Raw genomic sequence first — 17529 nt, 5'->3', positions numbered from 1 at the left:
ACTGCCATATATGGTTGTAGTTGGTCAGCCGGTGCTGCCTTCGACGCCGGATACTTCCTGCTCAACGGCGCTCTTGAAGTTCAGCAGCGTCTTGCGGATGTTGCCGCGCTGAAAGTCGGCGAACGTCTTTCCACCGGTGGCAACCTTGTCGAACAACTCGGCCGCAAGGTCCGGCCAGCCGCGCCTGTCGTCGGTCCACGTTTCGGTAACTCGCGTTCCGCCGGGCACCGGCGAGAATCGGAACTGCCAGGTTGCGATGGCGGCAGGAATCCGCGGCGTGGAGAGGCCTATCTTGTGAACGCGGAACTCGAAGAGCTTTCCGGCGTCGGCAGCGGTGACTGTGCATCTCGTGGTCCACTGTGCGCGCCCACGTTTGTTATGTCCGTCGAACTCCATACCCAGGAATGCGCTTTCGCGATCTCCTCGCAAGGTCGCGCCCAAGTTTTCGGGACTCCAGGCACCCATACGAGTGGGATCGCTGATGAGCTCGTAGAGGGAGAGCGCGTCGGCATTGACGACGACGCTGTCGGAGACGGTAAGTACGCGAGCCATTTCGGTTTCAGTTTCTTTCTGTCGAGCGTGTGTGAGGTGAGTATGACGATCGGTGGTTTCGCGAACAAGATGCGCAGCGGCGCATGAACCCGTCGAGCTGATCGGAGTTGGACTACAGGTGCGGTTTCAGTTGGATCTTGACCGCTCCTTCCTGTTTCTTCTGGAAGATCTCGTAGGCGTGTGGCGCCTGATCGAGCGGCAGCTGATGAGTGGAAAAGCTGTCGACGCCGAGTGGGTCGTCGTCAGTGAGCAGGGGCATGATGTCGTCTACCCACTTCTTGACATTCGCCTGGCCCATCCTGAGCTGAATCTGCTTGTCGAACATGGTCATCAGCGGCAGTGGGTCAACCATGCCGCCGTAAACACCGATCAGAGAAACGGTTCCACCGCGCCGAACGATGTCGATGGCTGAATAGACAGCACCGAGGCGATCGATTCCTGCGTTACGCATCGCAGGCGCGGCTAGAACATCGGGGAGAAGTCCGACGAACTGCTGCGCGAGCTTTCCGATCGGAGACCCGTGCGCTTCCATGCCGACAGCATCGATGACCGAGTCGGTTCCACGGCCGTTCGTCGCATTCCTGACGGCGTCGCCGATCTTGCTGCCGTAGTCGTCGAGATTGAGGGTTTCGATCCCACGTTCGGCAAGGCGTGCAAGGCGTTCGGGTACACGGTCCACGCCGATTACCCGAAATCCCTTGTGGTGGGCGATGCGAGCCGCCATGTCACCGATCGGTCCGAGACCGAGGATTGTCACGGACCCACCCGGCGGGATGTCGGCGTATTCGACCGACTGCCAGGCTGTGGGCAGCACATCGGAGAGGTAGACGAAGCGCGAATCCGCGGGACCTTCGGGAACTTTGATGTGTGTGAAGTGTGCTTGCGGCACTCGTAGGTATTCAGCCTGACCACCTGGCACCGATCCGTACAGTTCGGAGAATCCGAACAACGCTGCGCCGGTTCCCTGATCGCGGACCTGAGTCGTCTCACACTGTGTGTAGAGGCTCGAATCGCACATGAAACAGTTGCCACACGAGATCTGGAACGGGATCACGACGCGATCGCCTATCTCGAGGTTCGTGATCTCCGACCCGACTTCTTCGACGATGCCCATCGGTTCGTGACCGAGAATGTCGCCCGCATTCATGAACGCACCCAAGGTCTCGTACAGGTGCAGATCGGACCCGCAGATGTTCGTCGTGGTGACCTTGATGATCGCGTCGGTGGGTTCGACGATCGTGGGGTCCGGAACCGTATCGACGCTTACTTTCCGTTTGCCTTGCCAAGTCACTGCGCGCACTGGAATCGACCTCTCATCGTGGAACTGCTGTTCGCACTCACCTGCCCGAAAGCACTGAAATGCAAACAAAATCGGTGAGGGTTGCGAGAAGTCCTGAGCGCGTTAGATTGAGATGGAGCTGGGTCCCGGTCTTTGCGCCGGCTCCAGGACCTGGACCACGAGATGATGAGGACAATCGTATGACCGACAAAGACGACAACGACCAGTCGCCCAAGGGTGGGCACCCAGGGCCCGTGGACAAGGGCGGCGACGGCGGAATGGCAACGCGAGAACAAGCACCTGAACTGGTCGAGGACTCCTCCGACAAAAAGTCTGACCAGGAGTAGTTTCCTTTTACCCGGTGTTGGGTAACAACGGGGATAGGCCGCATCGGACCGTCCCGGAATCAATGCGGGCGAGGTTCCTCGAGGTTGAGCAGCCAGCCACGGGAACCGCCTCAAGCAGATCCCTCGACCCTGCAGATCCCTCAACCCGTTAGTGATTCAACCCTGCAGCAGCAAGTGATCGAACCGGGTACGCAGAAGCGTCGGGACCCGGAAGTCGTCCAGCGCGCGAACGATCAACTGCTCGGCAACATCCCTGAGTTTCACGTTGGTCTCTTGGGAACGCCACACGAGAATATCGAAGGCACGATCGGCTGAAATGCCGTAGATCACCATGAGCATGCCTTTGGCTTGCTCGATGACTCCGCGGGACGTGGCGATTTCGTTGACTAGTTCGTCGACGGATGCCTTCACGGTGCTGTCGAGGGTTTCGGTGACGTCGATGTAGAAGCCGGAGCTACCGATCACATCCCCTGACTCGTCCACGATGCTGTCGCCGACGACGATTACCGAGTGAGTGTCTCCGGCAGTGTCGATGATGCGGTGTCGGCTGCTGAACGGGCCGCCTGAAGTGCGGATGGCATGCAGTGTCTGAGCAACGTGTCTTCGATCGTCCGGATGCTTGTGCGAGAGCATCAATTCCGTCGTCGGAGCTACCTGGTCTGGTTCGTAACCGTGAATTCGCGCAACTTCGGCTGACCACTCCCAACGGTCGCCGTTGCGGTGATAGAGAAACCCACCCACTCGGTGTGGAGCCCCCGATTCGGAAGTCCGCCCCAACCCGTCCTCGTTCACCACACACGCCCCCTCGTTCTCGACCTCGTCCCAACCGGCGTACTCGCCAGATAGTTATATCGGACAAATCCGGCGGACGTGGTGTCGGTCCCACATTTCGGAGCGAGGTCTGGACGCTAGCTGTGCGGGTCGGTGTCGGTGTCGGTCTTACGTCACTCGTGGGCTGAGACGATGCCGCTGTGTCCATTCGGTGAGCGCCGCGGTGATTGCTCCTGGCTGATCCTCGGGGGCAAGATGCCCGGCGGGACCGCACTGAGTCACCTCGAGGTTGGTGATGTTCGATCGGCACCACGCGACTTCGTCCGGTCCGATCATGAGCAGTTCGGCTGGGCCGCTGAAGGTGAGAAGGAGTTTGGGTACCTCGCTGCTTGTGGCAAGCCATTGGCTGTACGCCGACACGCGTGCCGTCACTTCGGCGGGAGTTCCCTCGAGGGGGAAGGATCGTGGCCACGCGAGAAGGGGTCGGCGACTCTCGGGTGACGGGTAAGGGGCGCGATAGGCGTCAGCATCTGTTTCGGGTAGAGCTCCGAGAACTGTTCTGTGAAGCGCAATTTCGAGAAAGAAATTCTCGTCGAGCACCTTCGTTTCGCCGGTGCCCGGGGCCCTCAGCGCTTCAACCCGCGCTCGTGCGTCTCCCGGGAAGTGTTCGTCCCAGGTCATCGGACGGAGGATCGTTTCGAAGAAGGCCACACCTCGGACGCGATCGGGGTGGCGGGCGGCCCAGTCGAGAGCGAGTGCTCCACCCCAGTCGTGCCCGACGAGTATGACGTCGTCGATCTTCATCTCGTCGAACCATGCATCGAGGTAGCGGGCGGAGTCGAGGAAACCGTAGTCGATGGCCGGTTTGCCGGAAGCCCCCATGCCGATGAGGTCCGGAGCGAGTGCATGGCCGAGATTTCCTATGTCTGGCAGTATCTTTCGCCACAAGTGTGACGATGTGGGGTTCCCGTGGATCAGCACGAAGGGGGTGCCTGCGCCGCACGAGTTGTAAGCCATGGTCGAGTCGAGCACGGAAATTGCGGCCATTGCGACTCCTCAAATAGTTTCCGTATACTCTATATTGAGATAGTAGCCATGTACTCTATATGCATGCAAGATCGACAAACATGGACGACTGGCTCGCTGGTGTGGCATCTTGCCTTGCGCTGGCGGGCGGGGGTTGACAGAGCGATTGCGCATCTCGGGTTGACTCACGCCCAGTATTCGGTGCTTGCGTCCCTGCACGGTTTGGTGAGTGCGGGGGAGAGGCCCAGCCAGCGGGAACTCGCCACGCACACAGGGTTGCAGCGAATCTACATATCCAAGCTCGTGCGAGCTTTGGAGAAGGGGGGATTTGTCGTCAGCGAACGCGACGACCGCGATGGGCGCGCCGTTCGCCTCGATCTCAGTGACGAGGGAGGGCGAGTCATCGTGCTCGCCAAAGGCATTGTCCGCGAATTGGATGCGGAGAATACTCGCGTGCTGACGGAAGCCGGTGGACGTGAGCTTGCCGAACTTCACCGCGCCCTCGGTGCATTGCTCGACGCCACCGAAGCCGGAGATGAATGAAGTCCGAACTACTTACCTGGCGTTACGTTCGGCGATGACGGCGGCGGGTTCAGGTGAGCCGGCCGACTGGGGCCTGAGGCTGTCGGCGCCGATGTTGTAGACGTCGCTCGTCGTGGTGAGGGAGTTTGACGTGGTGGACGATGGAAGCCCGGCGCGCCAGTTGACGATTGGATTCAGAACGCCGAACGGGCCGCACCCGGACGCTGTCGGGACCGTGAAGGGCTGTCCGGTGTGCCCGGTGTTTCGAACCACTGCAGTATCCGGGAATCCTGGAACCTCTTCGAGGGCGCCGTATTCGGTCACATCCAAGTTGAGCTGGACAGGGTTGTTGTCCGAGCCCAGGTAGCATTTGCCGCCGAGGAGAGGGTTCGCGATCTTCAGTTTGACGGGTAGCTTCACGCCAAGCTGAAATGCATCCACGGTGGGAAGTGCAGACGTCGACTCGACGGTGGCCGAGGCCTTGTTCAGTCCGAAGAGATTGTCGAAGGGTAGATCGATTCCGAGTGCGCCGCCTGGGATCTCGATGGGTTCGGCGTAGATCCCTCGACTGTTGTCGTTCGGCGGGATGAATACTTGGTCGAATCCGAATTCGGCCTCCGGATTTTCTCGGTAGGCAACTCCGCCTGCGATGCGCATCGCCCCCGCGGGAATGCCGACCGAGAGCTTGCCGATCTTCATGTTGCCGCCGGTGACTGTGACGTCCATGCAGGTGCTGGTCTCGGGATTGTCGATCGGACAGGAGCTCCAACCGCCGAATGGAATGTCCGCTGCCGGGGCGGCTCCGGCAATACCTGCTGACAAGGTTCCCGCTGCTGTGACGGTGGCGAGCACAGTTGCGGTGGCGAGCGCGCCGGAAAGCGCACGCGACGTTGGACGTCTGGACATGTATTTCTCCTTCGAAGGCAACCGACCAGTCGGATTTGCGATGATAAGTGACGGTAGTCACGTGTGACTTGGATGTACAGACAATTTGCAAAAATTCCGACAAAAGTATTAGTGCGATCGGCTCCGTTACTACCTGTGGTCATGTGCTTTGAAATTTGTTGCAGTGCTCCGTGTCTCATCACTAACTCGCGAATCGCCAATGTGCGAAGTCAGGGCGAGTAACTTTGTCGAACAGCGGCTGATCGGTACTCCGGACAGCTGCCCGAGAGAACGGATCGACATGACGCTGATGCTGCCGCTCGACTCGATGTTCCTGCTGATGGAGTCGCGGGAGCACCCCATGCACGTCGGTGGCCTGTCTCTGTTCGTTCCGCCGGAGGGGGATGACGGCGAATTCGCCAGGTCGCTCTACCGTTCGCTCACCGATGTCGACTCGATTCGCCCCCTGTTCCGCCGCAAGCCGGTGCAGTTCTTGTCGAACTTCGCGCCGGTGCGTTGGACGGAGGACCAGGACGTCGATCTCGAATATCACGTGCGGTTGCTCGCACTGCCCAAACCGGGTCGAGTCCGCGAATTGTTGGAGTTGACCTCGATGCTCCACGGCACGCTGCTCGATCGGCATCGGCCGCTGTGGGAGGCGTACGTGATCGAAGGTCTCGCCGACGGCCGAGTTGCCGTGTACATGAAGACGCACCATGCGCTCATGGATGGTGTGTCTGCTGTTCAGGCGTGGTACCGCAGCCTCTCGTCGGATCCGCTCGATCGACATTCGATGCCTCCGTGGGCGCAGCGACCTTCTTCGGGGCGGGTCCGGGCCAATCGCGGGCTGGACCTGCAAAGGCGGGTGGGCTCCGTGATCGAGACCGTGCAAGATGTGGTCGGGGTGGGCCCAGCGATAGTCAACGCGGCTGCCTCGGCAGTGAAGGACCACGTCGCACCGTTGCCGTTTGCTGCTCCGAAATCGATCTTCAACGTCCCGATCACCGGAGCGAGGCGTGTCGCGGCGCAGTCGTGGCCGATCGAGCGCCTGCGCAAGGTCAGCTGCGTTGCAGACGTGACTCTCAACGATGCGGTGTTGGCAATGTGCGCCGGCGCGTTGCGGCGATACCTGATCGAACTGGATGCGTTGCCGGACAAGCCATTGATCGCGATGGTGCCGGTATCTCTTCGTAAAGGCGAAGAGGGTGAGGCTTCCGGCAATGCCGTAGGTGCGGTGTTGTGTGATCTGGCAACCGAATTGGCGGATCCGGCGGCCCGACTTCAGAGAATTCACGACTCGATGAGTAGCGCCAAGTCCCTGATGTCAGGCCTGACGCCCCTTCAGATCACGGCGCTGAGCGCGTTGAACGTTGCCGGTCTCGGGCTACCGCTGATCCCTGGTTCCTCCCGATTGATCACTGGGCGTCCGGTGTTCAACCTGGTGATTTCCAACGTCCCCGGTCCGACGACGACGCGATACTGGAACGGTGCGAAGCTCGAGAGTTGCTATCCGGCATCGATTCCGCTGGACGGGCAGGCAATGAACATCACCGTCATCGGCTACGCGGACACCATGCAGTTCGGGCTCGTCGGCTGCCGCCGCAATGTGCCGCACCTGCAGCGACTCCTGGGCCACCTCGAGGAATCACTGAGTGAACTCGAAGCCGCCGCAGGCTGATCGATTCCATTCGGGCATTCAGACGTCGAGATCGTGCATGTTCACTAGTTGGAGTATCGCGGAAAACGGCATCCCCTGGCGAGTTCTGAACGCCCGCGCCCGCCGGCGGATGTCGATGCTCCGAACGTACAACTCAGTCCGCATCGTCGAGGCCCTATTCTGCTTCGTCGACCCGGCGCTCTGCACCATTGAGTACCTTCTCGCTTCGGCCTACTCGCCGATCTCGGTCTCCGCCCGGTGGTGAGCCGAGTCGGCATGAGCTGGGGACCGCAAGTCTGTCGCGCGCTATATGCGTGTGAGACCTCGGTTGTCAGTGATCTCGCCGCGAGAAGTCGACGCCAGATGAGTGCCGATCTGAAGGAACGCGGGTACGAAGTCCGGGGTGTCTAAAGCAGGAGAAAGAATGTGCGCTCCGAAATGCGCGACGACCAATTCCAGGTTGCGCGAGATCAAGAGTCTCTGACCGTGGATTCCGCTTGCCATGGACGATCCGAACGGGTCGTTGAGGATCCACCAGTAGTCGTGGTAACTCATCGTCGCGGGGACGTCGATAGGTGCGCGTGGGCTTCTGACCTCCGAGGGATAACCTGCGGGCACGCCCGCGGTCATGGATTGCGCGATGTCGGGTGGGATCACCTGGCGATCTCCGACGGCACCGTCACAACGGATCATCTCACCCACTCTAGCCACGTCTCGTAAGGTTGCACTGAATCCGCCGGCCGCCATTTCTGTTCCGGCCGAGTCGACTATGTAGAACGCATCTTCCTCCGCTCCGATCCGAGACCAGACCAGTTCGCTGAGCAGTTCGGCGAGAGACGTCCCGGTCACGCGGCGCAATACTTCGCCTACTGCTTCGACATTGCCGTTCTCATAGCGGAATTCGACGCCCGTTGGGCCTGCGGGCTGCGCAGTGGCCAGGTGCTCGAGAATCGTCTCCGGACCACGGTAGTTCGCGGGGCGCAGGTTCGGAGCGACAACGGCCCAGAATCGGCTGGCTTCGATTGTGCGATGGAAGGGCCGACCTCCGTAAGTCACATCAAGTCCCATGTGGAGGAGGTCTTGAATCCGGTTGTCTCCGAACGCAGTTCCTGCCAACTCGGGAATGAACTTCGACGCCGGATCGTCGCGACTGAATAATCCTTGTGCTTCGACGAGTGCGGCCATCAATCCAACGTAGGATTTCGCCATCGATGCATTCAGGTGCGGTTCGTGCGCCTTGCATCCGTGCAGGAAGCTCTCGTACACCATGCGGCCGCGATGCCATACGGCGATGCCGTCGCTATGCGCGGCCGCCAGGAACTCGGACAAAGACTGTTCCGGCTGATCCGGAAGGTTCAGAGTGATGCCGGACAAGTCGGTGTAGTCGGTCGGCGGGTTCCATCTGGGTCCGTCGCCACGCCACACCCGGCGGGTCGGAACCAACTCTCGTATCGTCGTGGCCTGTTGCCGCACGTCGGCCGGGTCGGTGAACCCGCGTGCCCAGCGAAGGTCGTCCGTCGCGATGTTTCGTGTCATCAAAGGTCTTCTTCCATGTTGATTGTCGAGTTCGTGCGGTGGGGAGCGAAATCACCTGATCTCGGAGTGCGCATTCTGATCGCTCAGAGGATTGACGGACGCGGTCAGCAAGGACGCGCTGTCGCGGGCGTACGGACGATACAAGGCGCCCGACGCGACCCCGTTGACGGCAGTCAATACGACTGTGACGATGAAGAGCGCACCTTGCAATCCGATTCTGTCACCTAGGATTCCGACGAGAAATGCGTAGCCGGCGTACGCAAGGGCTTCGACGGTTGAGAGGGAAACCGCGAAGGCAAGTGCTCGAAGTTCCGGAGGAACCACCGCCATGATGATAGGACGGTTGACCACAGGCACCTGACCCTGAAGGACGCCGACGATTGCGAATACAGCCGCGTAAACACCGATGCTGTTCCAGGAGATTTGCGTAGCGACTAATGCGGCAAGGGCAAATCCCAGTTGGCTGGCCTGCAGCATGAGGATGCGTCCGCTGCGTGGTCGCATTACATGGACTGCATCGTTGACTCGACCCCCGACGAAAGTGCCCGCGAGATAACCGATTGCGAAGGGCGGAGCGATGATCGACGCCGTAGTGGTCGTAAATCCATGCTCCTCGACGAGAAACACGATGCTGAAGCTCATGATGACGTTCTGGCCGGAGAAGATACGTTGGATCAGAATGTACCGGAACGTCTTGATCGCGAGGAGTTCTCGTATCCCCGCGCGCCAGAGCTTTGCTTTGGTGCCGAGTTGGTCAACGGTAGGCTGGGGATTCTCGTCGGTAGGCTTGGGATCGTCGAGGAATATCATGATCAGGACACCGATGACGATGCAGATCCCCCCGGTAGTGATGTAGCCGTAGCGCCATCCGTCTTCGAATCGGGACAACAACCCGAATACGGGAGCGCTTACGCCCGTGATTATGGCAACTCCTCCGTACACCAATCCGGTTGCTCGACCGCGTCGAGAATCCTCGTAGAGATCGCCGAGGATAGATAGTGCGATGGCGCCGGCGCCGGCAAAGCCTGCGGCGCCGATCGCGTACAACACGAGGAACTGAGTGAAATTGCTGGACAATCCTGCGAGAATGACCCAGATGCCCCAGAACCCCGAACAAACGGCGAGTACCGACTTGCGGGAATAGCGACGGGCAAGAAACGCCCAGGGTATGGCTGTGAAGACGCCGACTGCTTTGGAAACGGCGACAATCGTGCCGAGTGCAGCCGAAGACAATCCCATCGCTTCGCGCATCAGTGGGAACATCACAGACGTCATGCTGCTCTCGGCGTTGTCCATTGCCGTCGAGCCGGTCAGGAGAGCGAGATTTTTTCCTCGCCGACCGCGCTGAAACTTGGTAGGTGACGCAACTTCTGTGGTCATGATTCCCTCTCGAAAAGCGCCGACCATCACCTGCGGAGGAACTGTGCGTGACGATCGGCTGTGTACTAAGTCACAGCGAGCATTAATGGAGAGAATATACATAAATAAACATCATGTCTATCTTTGTTTCAAAGTTTGAGGACCGCGCAAGTGCCGAGTCCCGCGATCGTCACGCCAGTCGCCACCGTTGTCATCACGGCTAGCGGCATTCCTCGAGAGTCATTGGCATTCAACATGAATCGATGAATTCGGATCACTGCACCCACGGTGATGGCGACCGTAGTAACGAGAAGGGAGGTGAACACGGCGATCGATAGGGCGGATCGGCTCAGGACGATCTCGCGGATTGCGATCATCGACGCCGTCAATTAGGAGAGGGCAGAGAGTCGCCAGGCGAGCACCGTTCGCGCGGGTTGCAACCCCGGACGTTCATGGTCCGTCGCAGCACGGTCATTCCGATGCTGAGGCCCGTAATGAGACAGACTCCGCCGACCACCAGCGGGATCATCGGTGACTTTGGTAGGGGGTGGTCGCGCCGCATCGCGGTTTGGGTGGCCTCCCAGTGTCTGTGGGCGCCGAGGACTATGGCCGACGCCATGACAGCGCAGATCATTCCGAGCAGAATATGCAGGTTGTTCTCGTTCTCGGATATGAAGAACTGGTCGACTGCGATGCCGTCGGCCTGCAAGCCCAACTCAGTTCGGATCCATGCGAGAAATGTTCGCTCGTCGCGAGACTGAATCTGTATTCCGGCTCGTGATCGATCACGGTGGTTACCTCTGAAACATCGAGTGCCCACCGGGCCTCACCTCGAATGAGTGAGGGCCTGGCGGGCAGGGAAAGGACTTGATCCCTCTCGATGATGTTCAGGAGGTGAGTAATTGACGAGCGATGCCGTTCTTTTGGATCTCGGATGATCCAGTGAGGATTCGGAACATGCGCAGCCGTTGAAACAGTGATTCGATCTCCGAGCCACGTACGACACCGGACTTGCCATGAATCTGAACTGCGTGGTCTGCGATGGCGAAGGCCTTTTCCGCGACAAAAAGTTTGCACATGAAGGCTTCGATTCGCGGGCGCCGTCCAGCATCGAGTGCGGCCAGTGCGTCGTACGTCATTGAGCGCGCAGCATAGTAGTCGGTTGCCATGTCGGCGAGTTTGTGTTGAATTGACTGCAACATTGCGAGGGGCGCGCCCTGAACTTGTCGAGTCTTGCTGTACTCCAACGATAATTCCAATGCCCGACGCGCTCCGCCGAGGGCAGTCGGGCAGTGCAGGAGTCGGTTGACCGTGACTCGCCCCAGTCCGATCCGCAGGCCTTCGCCGAGGCTTCCGAGTAGCTGTTCCGGACCGACATAGCAGTCGTCGAGAATGATGTCCGCTTCAATGTGCTGCCCGGACATCGGGACGTCACCGTCGGCGACGGTGCAGCCGGGAGAATCGAGGTCGATCAGGAAGGCCGAGTACGAATCTGGACCGTCGTCCTCGCTGTCGGATGCCATCTTTGCGATCAGGACCGAGAAGTCGGCAAACGGACCTGCGGACGAGAACACCTTGTGGCCGTTCAGTCGCCATCCGACACCGTCGGGAGTGGCCGTTGTGAGCATGCCGCGGACATCTGAACCTGCATCGTTCTCGGTGAGGGAGAAGCAGCATGCCTTCTCGCCGCGGAGCACTGGCAACAAGTACTTTTCCAACTGGTATTCAGTGGCGTATTGAAAGATCGACCCTGCACGCAGCGGGCCGCCCATGTCACCCAGCACCGACATCGAGAGGACCCGCGGCGATGCGCCGACCTCTTCCTTGAGCGCCGCGAGTTCGGTGTAGGTGAGGTTCTGGCCACCGAGTTCGGTTGGCAGGTGGATGCCGTAGAAGCCGAGTTCGCGGCAACGCCTCCATACCGGCTCCAGCATCTCGCGTGTGTAGTGAGATTCCTGCGTGAGTCCCAGCTTTGTCTCGTACTCGGCGAGTTCACCGTTCAAGTAGTTGCGGAGGTTGTCGATCAGCGATTGAAGTCGGGGATTGTCTTCGTAGCTCGGGGTGAGAGCGAATGGCATGTCTGATTCCTGTCAGTTGACGTGGCGGTCAGCGGTGGTCCAATACGTTGCGCGGATGGCTCGGCGGTCGACTTTGCCGTTTCGATTGACCGGTAACGAATCGACGAAATCGACGGATCGGGGTTTCTTCATGCTGGCAAGCCTGCTTCCGCAATGATCGATCAATTCCATTGCTGTGGTTTTACTTCCGCTCCGGAGGACGACAACGGCTTTGACCGCTTCCCCCCACTTCGGGTCCGGAACGCCCACAATGCACGCTTCGGCAACAGCTGTGTGTTCGTACAAGGCTGCTTCTACCTCACTGCAGTAGATGTTGAATCCACCCGAGATGATCATGTCCTTCTTGCGGTCGACGATGAAGAGGTAACCGTCCTTGCGGAAATAGCCGACGTCGCCGGTGTGGACCCAACCGTTTCGGAATGTCTCAGCGGACAACTCGGGCTCCCGAAAATACTCGCGGACGCAGTCAGGTCCCTTGGCCACGATCTCACCGATCACTCCCGCCTCGACCTGTTCACCGTTGTCATCGACCACGCGAACGTCGGTGTCGTACGCTGGCCGTCCGCACGAGAGCAGCAGTTCAGGATCGGATTCGATTCCGCGGACAATGTCCTCGGCAGTCAAAACTGTTATGACGCTGGTTGTCTCGCCAAGTCCGTAGCCCTGGATGACGACCGGGCCGAACAGCTTTACCGCATCTCGAAGGCGTTGTGGAGAGACAGGCGCAGCACCTACCCCGATGCAGCGCAGCGAACTCGTATCGATTTCTGTAACCGACGGATGATCCATCAACAGGTTCAGCATCGTGGGCACTACCAGAGTGGTGGTGATGGACTCCCGTTCAATGGTTCGCAAGAAGGTCTCCGCATTCCACGACGGAAGGACCACGACGGTTGCACCCCTTGCGAACATTCCCAGCATCACCATGCCAGATGCATGCGTGATGGGACCAGGTGCGAGGTAGCGATCACCTACTGTCGGGGCGCCTTCAGGGCTCATCAGGCGCTTGCGCATATTGGCCAAGCGATTGCCCTGACTTTGGACCGCTGCTTTGAGCTTGCCGGTGGATCCCGATGTGTAGTTCAGGACAGCAGGGGCGTCGATGTCGACGTCTACCTCGACGTTGTCTGTGCTGCCCGATGCCAGCAGATCCAGATAACTGTCGGTGCCAAGCGTAGCAGCGCCGTAGTCGAACACCTGGCAGTCTAATCCGGCCTCGGTGACAACCTTCAGTGCCATGTCCGCGTGGGAGGCATCGACGAAGAGGACACGGACGTCGGCATCAGTGAGGATATGCGCGAGCTCGTCGGCACCTAGCCGTGCGTTGATCGGTACCCTGACGAATCCTCCTTTGCACAAGGCCATTTCGGTCACAACCAGTTCTCCACAGTTTGCGGAAAAGGTTCCGATCATGTGCCCGGGCTTTGCGCCGGTCCGTGCGAGGGCGGACGCGAGACGGTTTGTGGCTGTATCGAGTTCGCTGTATGTCCAGCGATCTTCATCACAGACAAGTGCTTCGACATCCGGGTAGAAGCTGGCGCTCCGGGCGAGGTAGGTACCTAGGTTCATGAATACTCCAAGGGTTTCGACATCGTGAATGTTATTGGACAGTTTGTCTATATTCGATCGCCCTGTCAATGTTGATCTATGCTGTGGATGACAGTGACGAAGGAAGGGGAGCCAGTGCCTCCAGAAGACAGACGGGTGCGACGAACCCGAAGACTGCTACGGGATGCGTTGGTCTCGCTAGTTCTGGAACGGGGGTATGCAGGTATTACGGTCGAGGACATCACGGATCGCGCAGATCTGGGTCGAGCGACCTTCTACAGCCACTACACCGACAAAGACGACCTGCTCGGGCAGGTTGTTTCCGATTTGAGTGCGGATCTGGAAGTGCGACTCCGCCCACTCGTACCTGCGTCGTCCGTTGGTTTCACCGGTAAGCCGGTGCTCGAGATGTTCCGACACGCGGCCGAGGAGCGCGACGTCTATCGCGTAATTCTGCGCGGTGAGGGTGACGGCAAAGCGCTGCGAAAGTTCGTAGAGAACCGTAGCGCTGCGGCAATGCGGATATTCTCCGCGCGGGCGGAAGCACTCGGGGCAACCCCGCGAATCGACATCGAAGTTCTCTCGAGGGCGTGGGTGGGCGAACAGATCGCAATCCTGCAATGGTGGCTCGAGTCCGACCCACCACCACTTACCCCTGAAGAAGTGACCGAGATGCTGCTCGAACTCTCGTTGCGAGGACGCTATTGGTCTTCGGGCTTCGACGGCGAGGTGAAATCCGAATAGCTGTTCTCGCCGTGCATCGCAGTGGCGAGTTCACCGAGTATCGCCTCGGTGTGCTCGCCGACCTGCGGCATCGGTAGCCGAAAAGTGTTCAGTCCCAAGCTGAACTGCGCCGGGAATCTCATCTGGGGCCAGGTTTCACCGTCGTCGTCCGAAATCTCGCTGAATAGTTCGCGAGCGACGACATGGGGATCGCTCATCAGTTGGTCCGCGTCGGTGAACACTGGTGCCCACGGGGCATTTATCGTGGTCAACAAGTCTGACCACCACCCGTACGTCTGTGCGGCGAAGGTTGCTACCAAGATTTTCCGAACCTCGGCCTTGTGTAGAGTTCGCCGCCATCGTTGATCGAAGCGTTCCGCGCTCGACGTCGGAAATTTGTCACCGAGTGCTGTGCGGAATTCGATCCAAAACTTGTCTTCGAAAGTCGCGAGAGATAGTAAGCGCCCATCGGAAGTTTCGAAAATATCGTTGTCGCCCTGGATGGTTGGCGAATCAGTGGGATTTCCGATGTCGCGGATCATGAGCGCAAAAGGCGCGCACCAGGCGGTTGCGGCCTCGGCGAGGGAGACGTCGATGTGTTGGCCATGTCCGTGCTTGTCCACGCTCGCGAGTGCCACGGCGATCGAAAGTGCGGCGTACATCGAGCCCACCATGTCGCCGGCCCGGATGCCTGGGCGTGTGACGGTTCCGTCGAGGCCTCCGGGAACTGCGAAGAAGCCGGAAAGGCCGAGAAAGTTCAATTCGTGTCCTGGCTTATCGGCATAGGGCCCGGACTGGCCGTATCCGCTGATTGAGCATAATACGATGCGGGGGTTCATTTTTCGGAGAATGTCATAGCCGAGTCCCATGCTCGCCAGTACTTGAGGTCGGAATCCTTCGACCACTGCATCTGCGGTTTCGACCAGTCGAAGGAACGTCTCGCGATCGGTTTCGATGCGAAGATCGAGCGCGATCGATCGTTTGTTTCTGTTCAACGAGGCCATCCGTCCGCCGGTTTCCCGTGTGGGATCGGGTCGGCTGGGGTCTTCGACCTTGATCACGTCGGCGCCCAAATCCGCTAGCAGAGTCGTCGCGAACGGGCCAGGGAGAAGCCGTGAAAGATCAAGGACCCGCTTGCCGTGTAAGAAACTCCATTCGGTGTCGTTGGCGCCGTTCATTTTCACACTCCGAAAGCTGTTGAAGCAGTTTGGGGTAACGCCAAACCCTCATCGGTTCGGCGTCGTCGGTAGCTACTCGATTTCAGGATGACCAAATGGTCAATAAAAGTCATCGTATCGATTAATGGACAGTATGTCTATGAACTGGTCGCGTCGAGACTAACTTCTGCCTCTTCGACCCGGCGCTCGGCCTCACGAAGTTCCTCCTCGGATTCCCGAACCGCGACGCCGGCAGCCTTCTCGGTGTTCTCGGCGAACTGTCGTTCCTGTTCTGCGTGTTCGAGATCGGCGCGGAGTTCCTCGATGCGACGGTCGAGGTCGGACAGCTTCGACCTGGCATCCTCGAGCTGGGCGGTCTCGGCCTTGACCCGTCGTCGGACCTTCTCGACGCCTGCCCTGGCTTCCTTCAATTCTGCTTTTACCCTGGCACGTTCGGCCTCGACATCCGGAGTCTTCGTCTTCGGAGTCTGCGGTACTTCTGCTGGTTCCTTCGGGGCGTGCTGCTGCGATTTCCCTTTCACCACAGCAAGTCCCGCCGGTCCGAAGCCGCTGTAACTGGCAGCGGTCACAACTCGTCCGAGTCGGACCAACTCGGCGGTCTCCTCGTCGGCAAGGGCGGCATTGAGAGTCTGCGCGACATCACGTAATGCATCCTCACCGACACTCTTTCCCCGTGAGGCCGCGATCTCACCGGATTTGTGGGCGAGGCTGCGCACCACCTGCTGCCTCTGTGTCGTCAGTTTGCGCAGGTCCGCGCCCGAGAGATGTCGCTGGGCGTCGCGTAACGATTCACCAAGCGCGAGAAGTGCTTCCAGCTCTTCAGGCAGATCGCGCGAAATGAGATTGACCAACCAGCCCACGGTGGTCGGCTTTCGAAGTTTTCCGATAGCCGTGGCCAGTGCGCGGTCGTTGCCCTCCCGCGCAGCCTTCGCATGCTTCGTACGCGCCTCGACGAACTCGCCGGGGTCGAGGCCGTACAGTTCGTCGGCGACATCATCGAGGGTCACGTATCCATACTGTCATTCGGCGGGTGGTTCGAAGACTGTCTTCCAGTCGTTTCTGATACTCACCACGGTCCACCCGTTTGTGCGCGAGGTGTCGAGCGCGTGCTCGGCCCCGTCCACGTAGTCGAACTCGCGTTCCGGATCGTCATGGAGCACGAGAAGGCGAAGTGCCGGAATGTTCGGGTGGTCGGCGAACTTCAACATAGGTACGTCACCGTTGCTGTTTCCGGCCGCGAGAACAGGTCGTCGACCGATTCGGTTCCAGATCTGGACGGGCTTGGCCGGCCCGTCGTCGACGACATCCGTTTGAGGCTGACGAAGGATCGTGCCGCTGTGTCCGTCGTCCTTCCACGTCAGTGCCACGCCGCTGCCGATGACGCGTTCTCGGGGGATGCCGTAGACCTCCTGGCTGATCGGCCGCATGAAGTCACGTCCGCCGCCGGACACTATGTAGTTGGAGAATCCCTTGGCTGCAAGGTAATCGAGCAACTGCACCATGGGCGAATAGTTGCAGTGCAGATACTGGTGGCCGAGTGTGGGATGCGAGGCGGTGCGCAGGAAGGTATCGGCGTGGTTCTCGAATTCGTCGACCGTGACTTCGGCGAATGCAGCCAGGACACCGGCCGTGAGCACCTTCAGTGCGCTGTCGTCGCCTCGATAGTGCTTGGAGATCACATCGTTCAACCAGGCGTAGTCCTGTTCGAACGCCGCTTGCCACGGTTGACGACCGCGGAGTGTCGGATCCTGGGCGGTCATCTCGACGAGGCGGCGCAAGATGAAGTCGAGCTGGATCGGCATCGGTTTCTCACACCACAGTGTTCCGTCGTTGTCGAAGACCGCGATCCTGTCTTCCGGTGCGATTTCGTCCGGACTTCCCGCCCCTGTCACGCGTTCGACGAATTGCAGGATGGCGTGTTTCGCCGTGCCGTCCTGCCAGCTCGGAAGCGGGTCACGGCTACCGGAGTCGGAGGGTTCGACGAAGTGACTGTTCATGTGGTCCCTGGCTTCCAGTGAGGTGATGACAAACCCGGCACTCTCATACTCGGACTTCCTGCCGAAGATGG

General features: G+C 59.6%; 17 protein-coding genes. 4 read left to right on the top strand and 13 right to left on the bottom strand.

All coding sequences use genetic code 11. From position 1 onward, the window contains the following. Positions 1 to 24: 24 nt before the first annotated feature. The gene (locus I7X09_RS21100; protein WP_166813328.1) at positions 25 to 552 is read right to left on the bottom strand and encodes an SRPBCC family protein; all 528 of its coding nucleotides are present in this window, start codon (positions 550 to 552) and stop codon (positions 25 to 27) included. Positions 553 to 664: 112 nt separating this feature from the next. Beyond that, entirely contained in the window at positions 665 to 1852 is a 1188-nt protein-coding gene (locus tag I7X09_RS21095; protein WP_124568688.1) for a zinc-dependent alcohol dehydrogenase, read from the bottom strand. Between the two features lie 179 nt (positions 1853 to 2031). Here I7X09_RS21095 and I7X09_RS21090 point away from each other — a divergent pair, with 179 nt between their 5' ends. Then, positions 2032 to 2178: a hypothetical protein gene (locus I7X09_RS21090; protein ID WP_166813326.1), complete on the top strand. Its 147-nt coding sequence runs from the start codon at positions 2032 to 2034 to the stop codon at positions 2176 to 2178. Between the two features lie 156 nt (positions 2179 to 2334). On the opposite strand, the gene I7X09_RS21085 is transcribed toward I7X09_RS21090, so the two are convergent. Beyond that, positions 2335 to 2973 (bottom strand): PAS and ANTAR domain-containing protein, encoded by a 639-nt coding sequence (locus I7X09_RS21085; protein WP_200313499.1) that lies wholly within the window; start codon positions 2971 to 2973, stop codon positions 2335 to 2337. 144 nt (positions 2974 to 3117) lie between these two features. Further along, positions 3118 to 3996: a haloalkane dehalogenase gene (locus I7X09_RS21080; RefSeq protein WP_200313496.1), complete on the bottom strand. Its 879-nt coding sequence runs from the start codon at positions 3994 to 3996 to the stop codon at positions 3118 to 3120. Between the two features lie 63 nt (positions 3997 to 4059). On the opposite strand from I7X09_RS21080, the gene I7X09_RS21075 reads away from it, so the two are divergent. Beyond that, positions 4060 to 4518 (top strand): MarR family winged helix-turn-helix transcriptional regulator, encoded by a 459-nt coding sequence (locus tag I7X09_RS21075; protein WP_200313494.1) that lies wholly within the window; start codon positions 4060 to 4062, stop codon positions 4516 to 4518. 12 nt (positions 4519 to 4530) lie between these two features. Here I7X09_RS21075 and I7X09_RS21070 read toward each other — a convergent pair whose 3' ends face one another. Next, positions 4531 to 5403 carry a hypothetical protein gene (locus I7X09_RS21070; RefSeq protein ID WP_200313492.1) on the bottom strand — a complete coding sequence of 291 codons (873 nt, stop codon included), beginning with the start codon at positions 5401 to 5403 and terminating at the stop codon, positions 4531 to 4533. A 280-nt stretch (positions 5404 to 5683) separates the two neighbouring features. On the opposite strand from I7X09_RS21070, the gene I7X09_RS21065 reads away from it, so the two are divergent. Continuing rightward, on the top strand, positions 5684 to 7060 hold the full coding sequence (locus I7X09_RS21065; RefSeq protein WP_200313490.1) for a WS/DGAT/MGAT family O-acyltransferase: 1377 nt from the start codon (positions 5684 to 5686) through the stop codon (positions 7058 to 7060). Positions 7061 to 7345: 285 nt separating this feature from the next. On the opposite strand, the gene I7X09_RS21060 is transcribed toward I7X09_RS21065, so the two are convergent. The 5 genes from I7X09_RS21060 to I7X09_RS21040 all read right to left on the bottom strand — a co-directional run bounded on the left by I7X09_RS21060 (position 7346) and on the right by I7X09_RS21040 (position 13581). Continuing rightward, positions 7346 to 8575: a serine hydrolase domain-containing protein gene (locus I7X09_RS21060; RefSeq protein ID WP_200313488.1), complete on the bottom strand. Its 1230-nt coding sequence runs from the start codon at positions 8573 to 8575 to the stop codon at positions 7346 to 7348. Positions 8576 to 8626: 51 nt separating this feature from the next. Continuing rightward, positions 8627 to 9955 carry an MFS transporter gene (locus tag I7X09_RS21055; protein WP_200313486.1) on the bottom strand — a complete coding sequence of 443 codons (1329 nt, stop codon included), beginning with the start codon at positions 9953 to 9955 and terminating at the stop codon, positions 8627 to 8629. Between the two features lie 364 nt (positions 9956 to 10319). Next, complete coding sequence (locus I7X09_RS21050) at positions 10320 to 10754, bottom strand: YidH family protein (RefSeq protein WP_234036652.1); 435 nt, start codon at positions 10752 to 10754, stop codon at positions 10320 to 10322. 67 nt (positions 10755 to 10821) lie between these two features. Continuing rightward, complete coding sequence (locus I7X09_RS21045; RefSeq protein WP_200313484.1) at positions 10822 to 12012, bottom strand: acyl-CoA dehydrogenase family protein; 1191 nt, start codon at positions 12010 to 12012, stop codon at positions 10822 to 10824. Between the two features lie 12 nt (positions 12013 to 12024). Then, positions 12025 to 13581, bottom strand: a complete 1557-nt coding sequence (locus tag I7X09_RS21040) for an acyl-CoA synthetase (protein ID WP_200313482.1) — start codon at positions 13579 to 13581, stop codon at positions 12025 to 12027. Between the two features lie 114 nt (positions 13582 to 13695). On the opposite strand from I7X09_RS21040, the gene I7X09_RS21035 reads away from it, so the two are divergent. Beyond that, positions 13696 to 14304 carry a TetR/AcrR family transcriptional regulator gene (locus I7X09_RS21035; RefSeq protein WP_200313480.1) on the top strand — a complete coding sequence of 203 codons (609 nt, stop codon included), beginning with the start codon at positions 13696 to 13698 and terminating at the stop codon, positions 14302 to 14304. Here the strand turns inward: I7X09_RS21035 and I7X09_RS21030 are convergent. From I7X09_RS21030 to I7X09_RS21020, 3 genes are all read right to left on the bottom strand, one after another. Then, positions 14262 to 15461 (bottom strand): CaiB/BaiF CoA transferase family protein, encoded by a 1200-nt coding sequence (locus I7X09_RS21030; protein WP_200313478.1) that lies wholly within the window; start codon positions 15459 to 15461, stop codon positions 14262 to 14264. The two genes, I7X09_RS21035 and I7X09_RS21030, sit on opposite strands and share 43 nt — an antisense overlap. Before the next feature lie 137 nt (positions 15462 to 15598). Continuing rightward, positions 15599 to 16468, bottom strand: a complete 870-nt coding sequence (locus I7X09_RS21025) for a hypothetical protein (RefSeq protein WP_200313476.1) — start codon at positions 16466 to 16468, stop codon at positions 15599 to 15601. Between the two features lie 12 nt (positions 16469 to 16480). Further along, positions 16481 to 17458 (bottom strand): HAD family hydrolase, encoded by a 978-nt coding sequence (locus I7X09_RS21020; RefSeq protein ID WP_200317966.1) that lies wholly within the window; start codon positions 17456 to 17458, stop codon positions 16481 to 16483. Positions 17459 to 17529 lie beyond the last annotated feature (71 nt).

The organism is Rhodococcus sp. P-2 (assembly GCF_016598535.1).
Taxonomy (GTDB): domain Bacteria; phylum Actinomycetota; class Actinomycetes; order Mycobacteriales; family Mycobacteriaceae; genus Rhodococcus_F; species Rhodococcus_F baikonurensis.
Note: the sequence above shows the minus strand (reverse complement) of the source record. Positions and strands in the feature narration are given on the sequence as shown.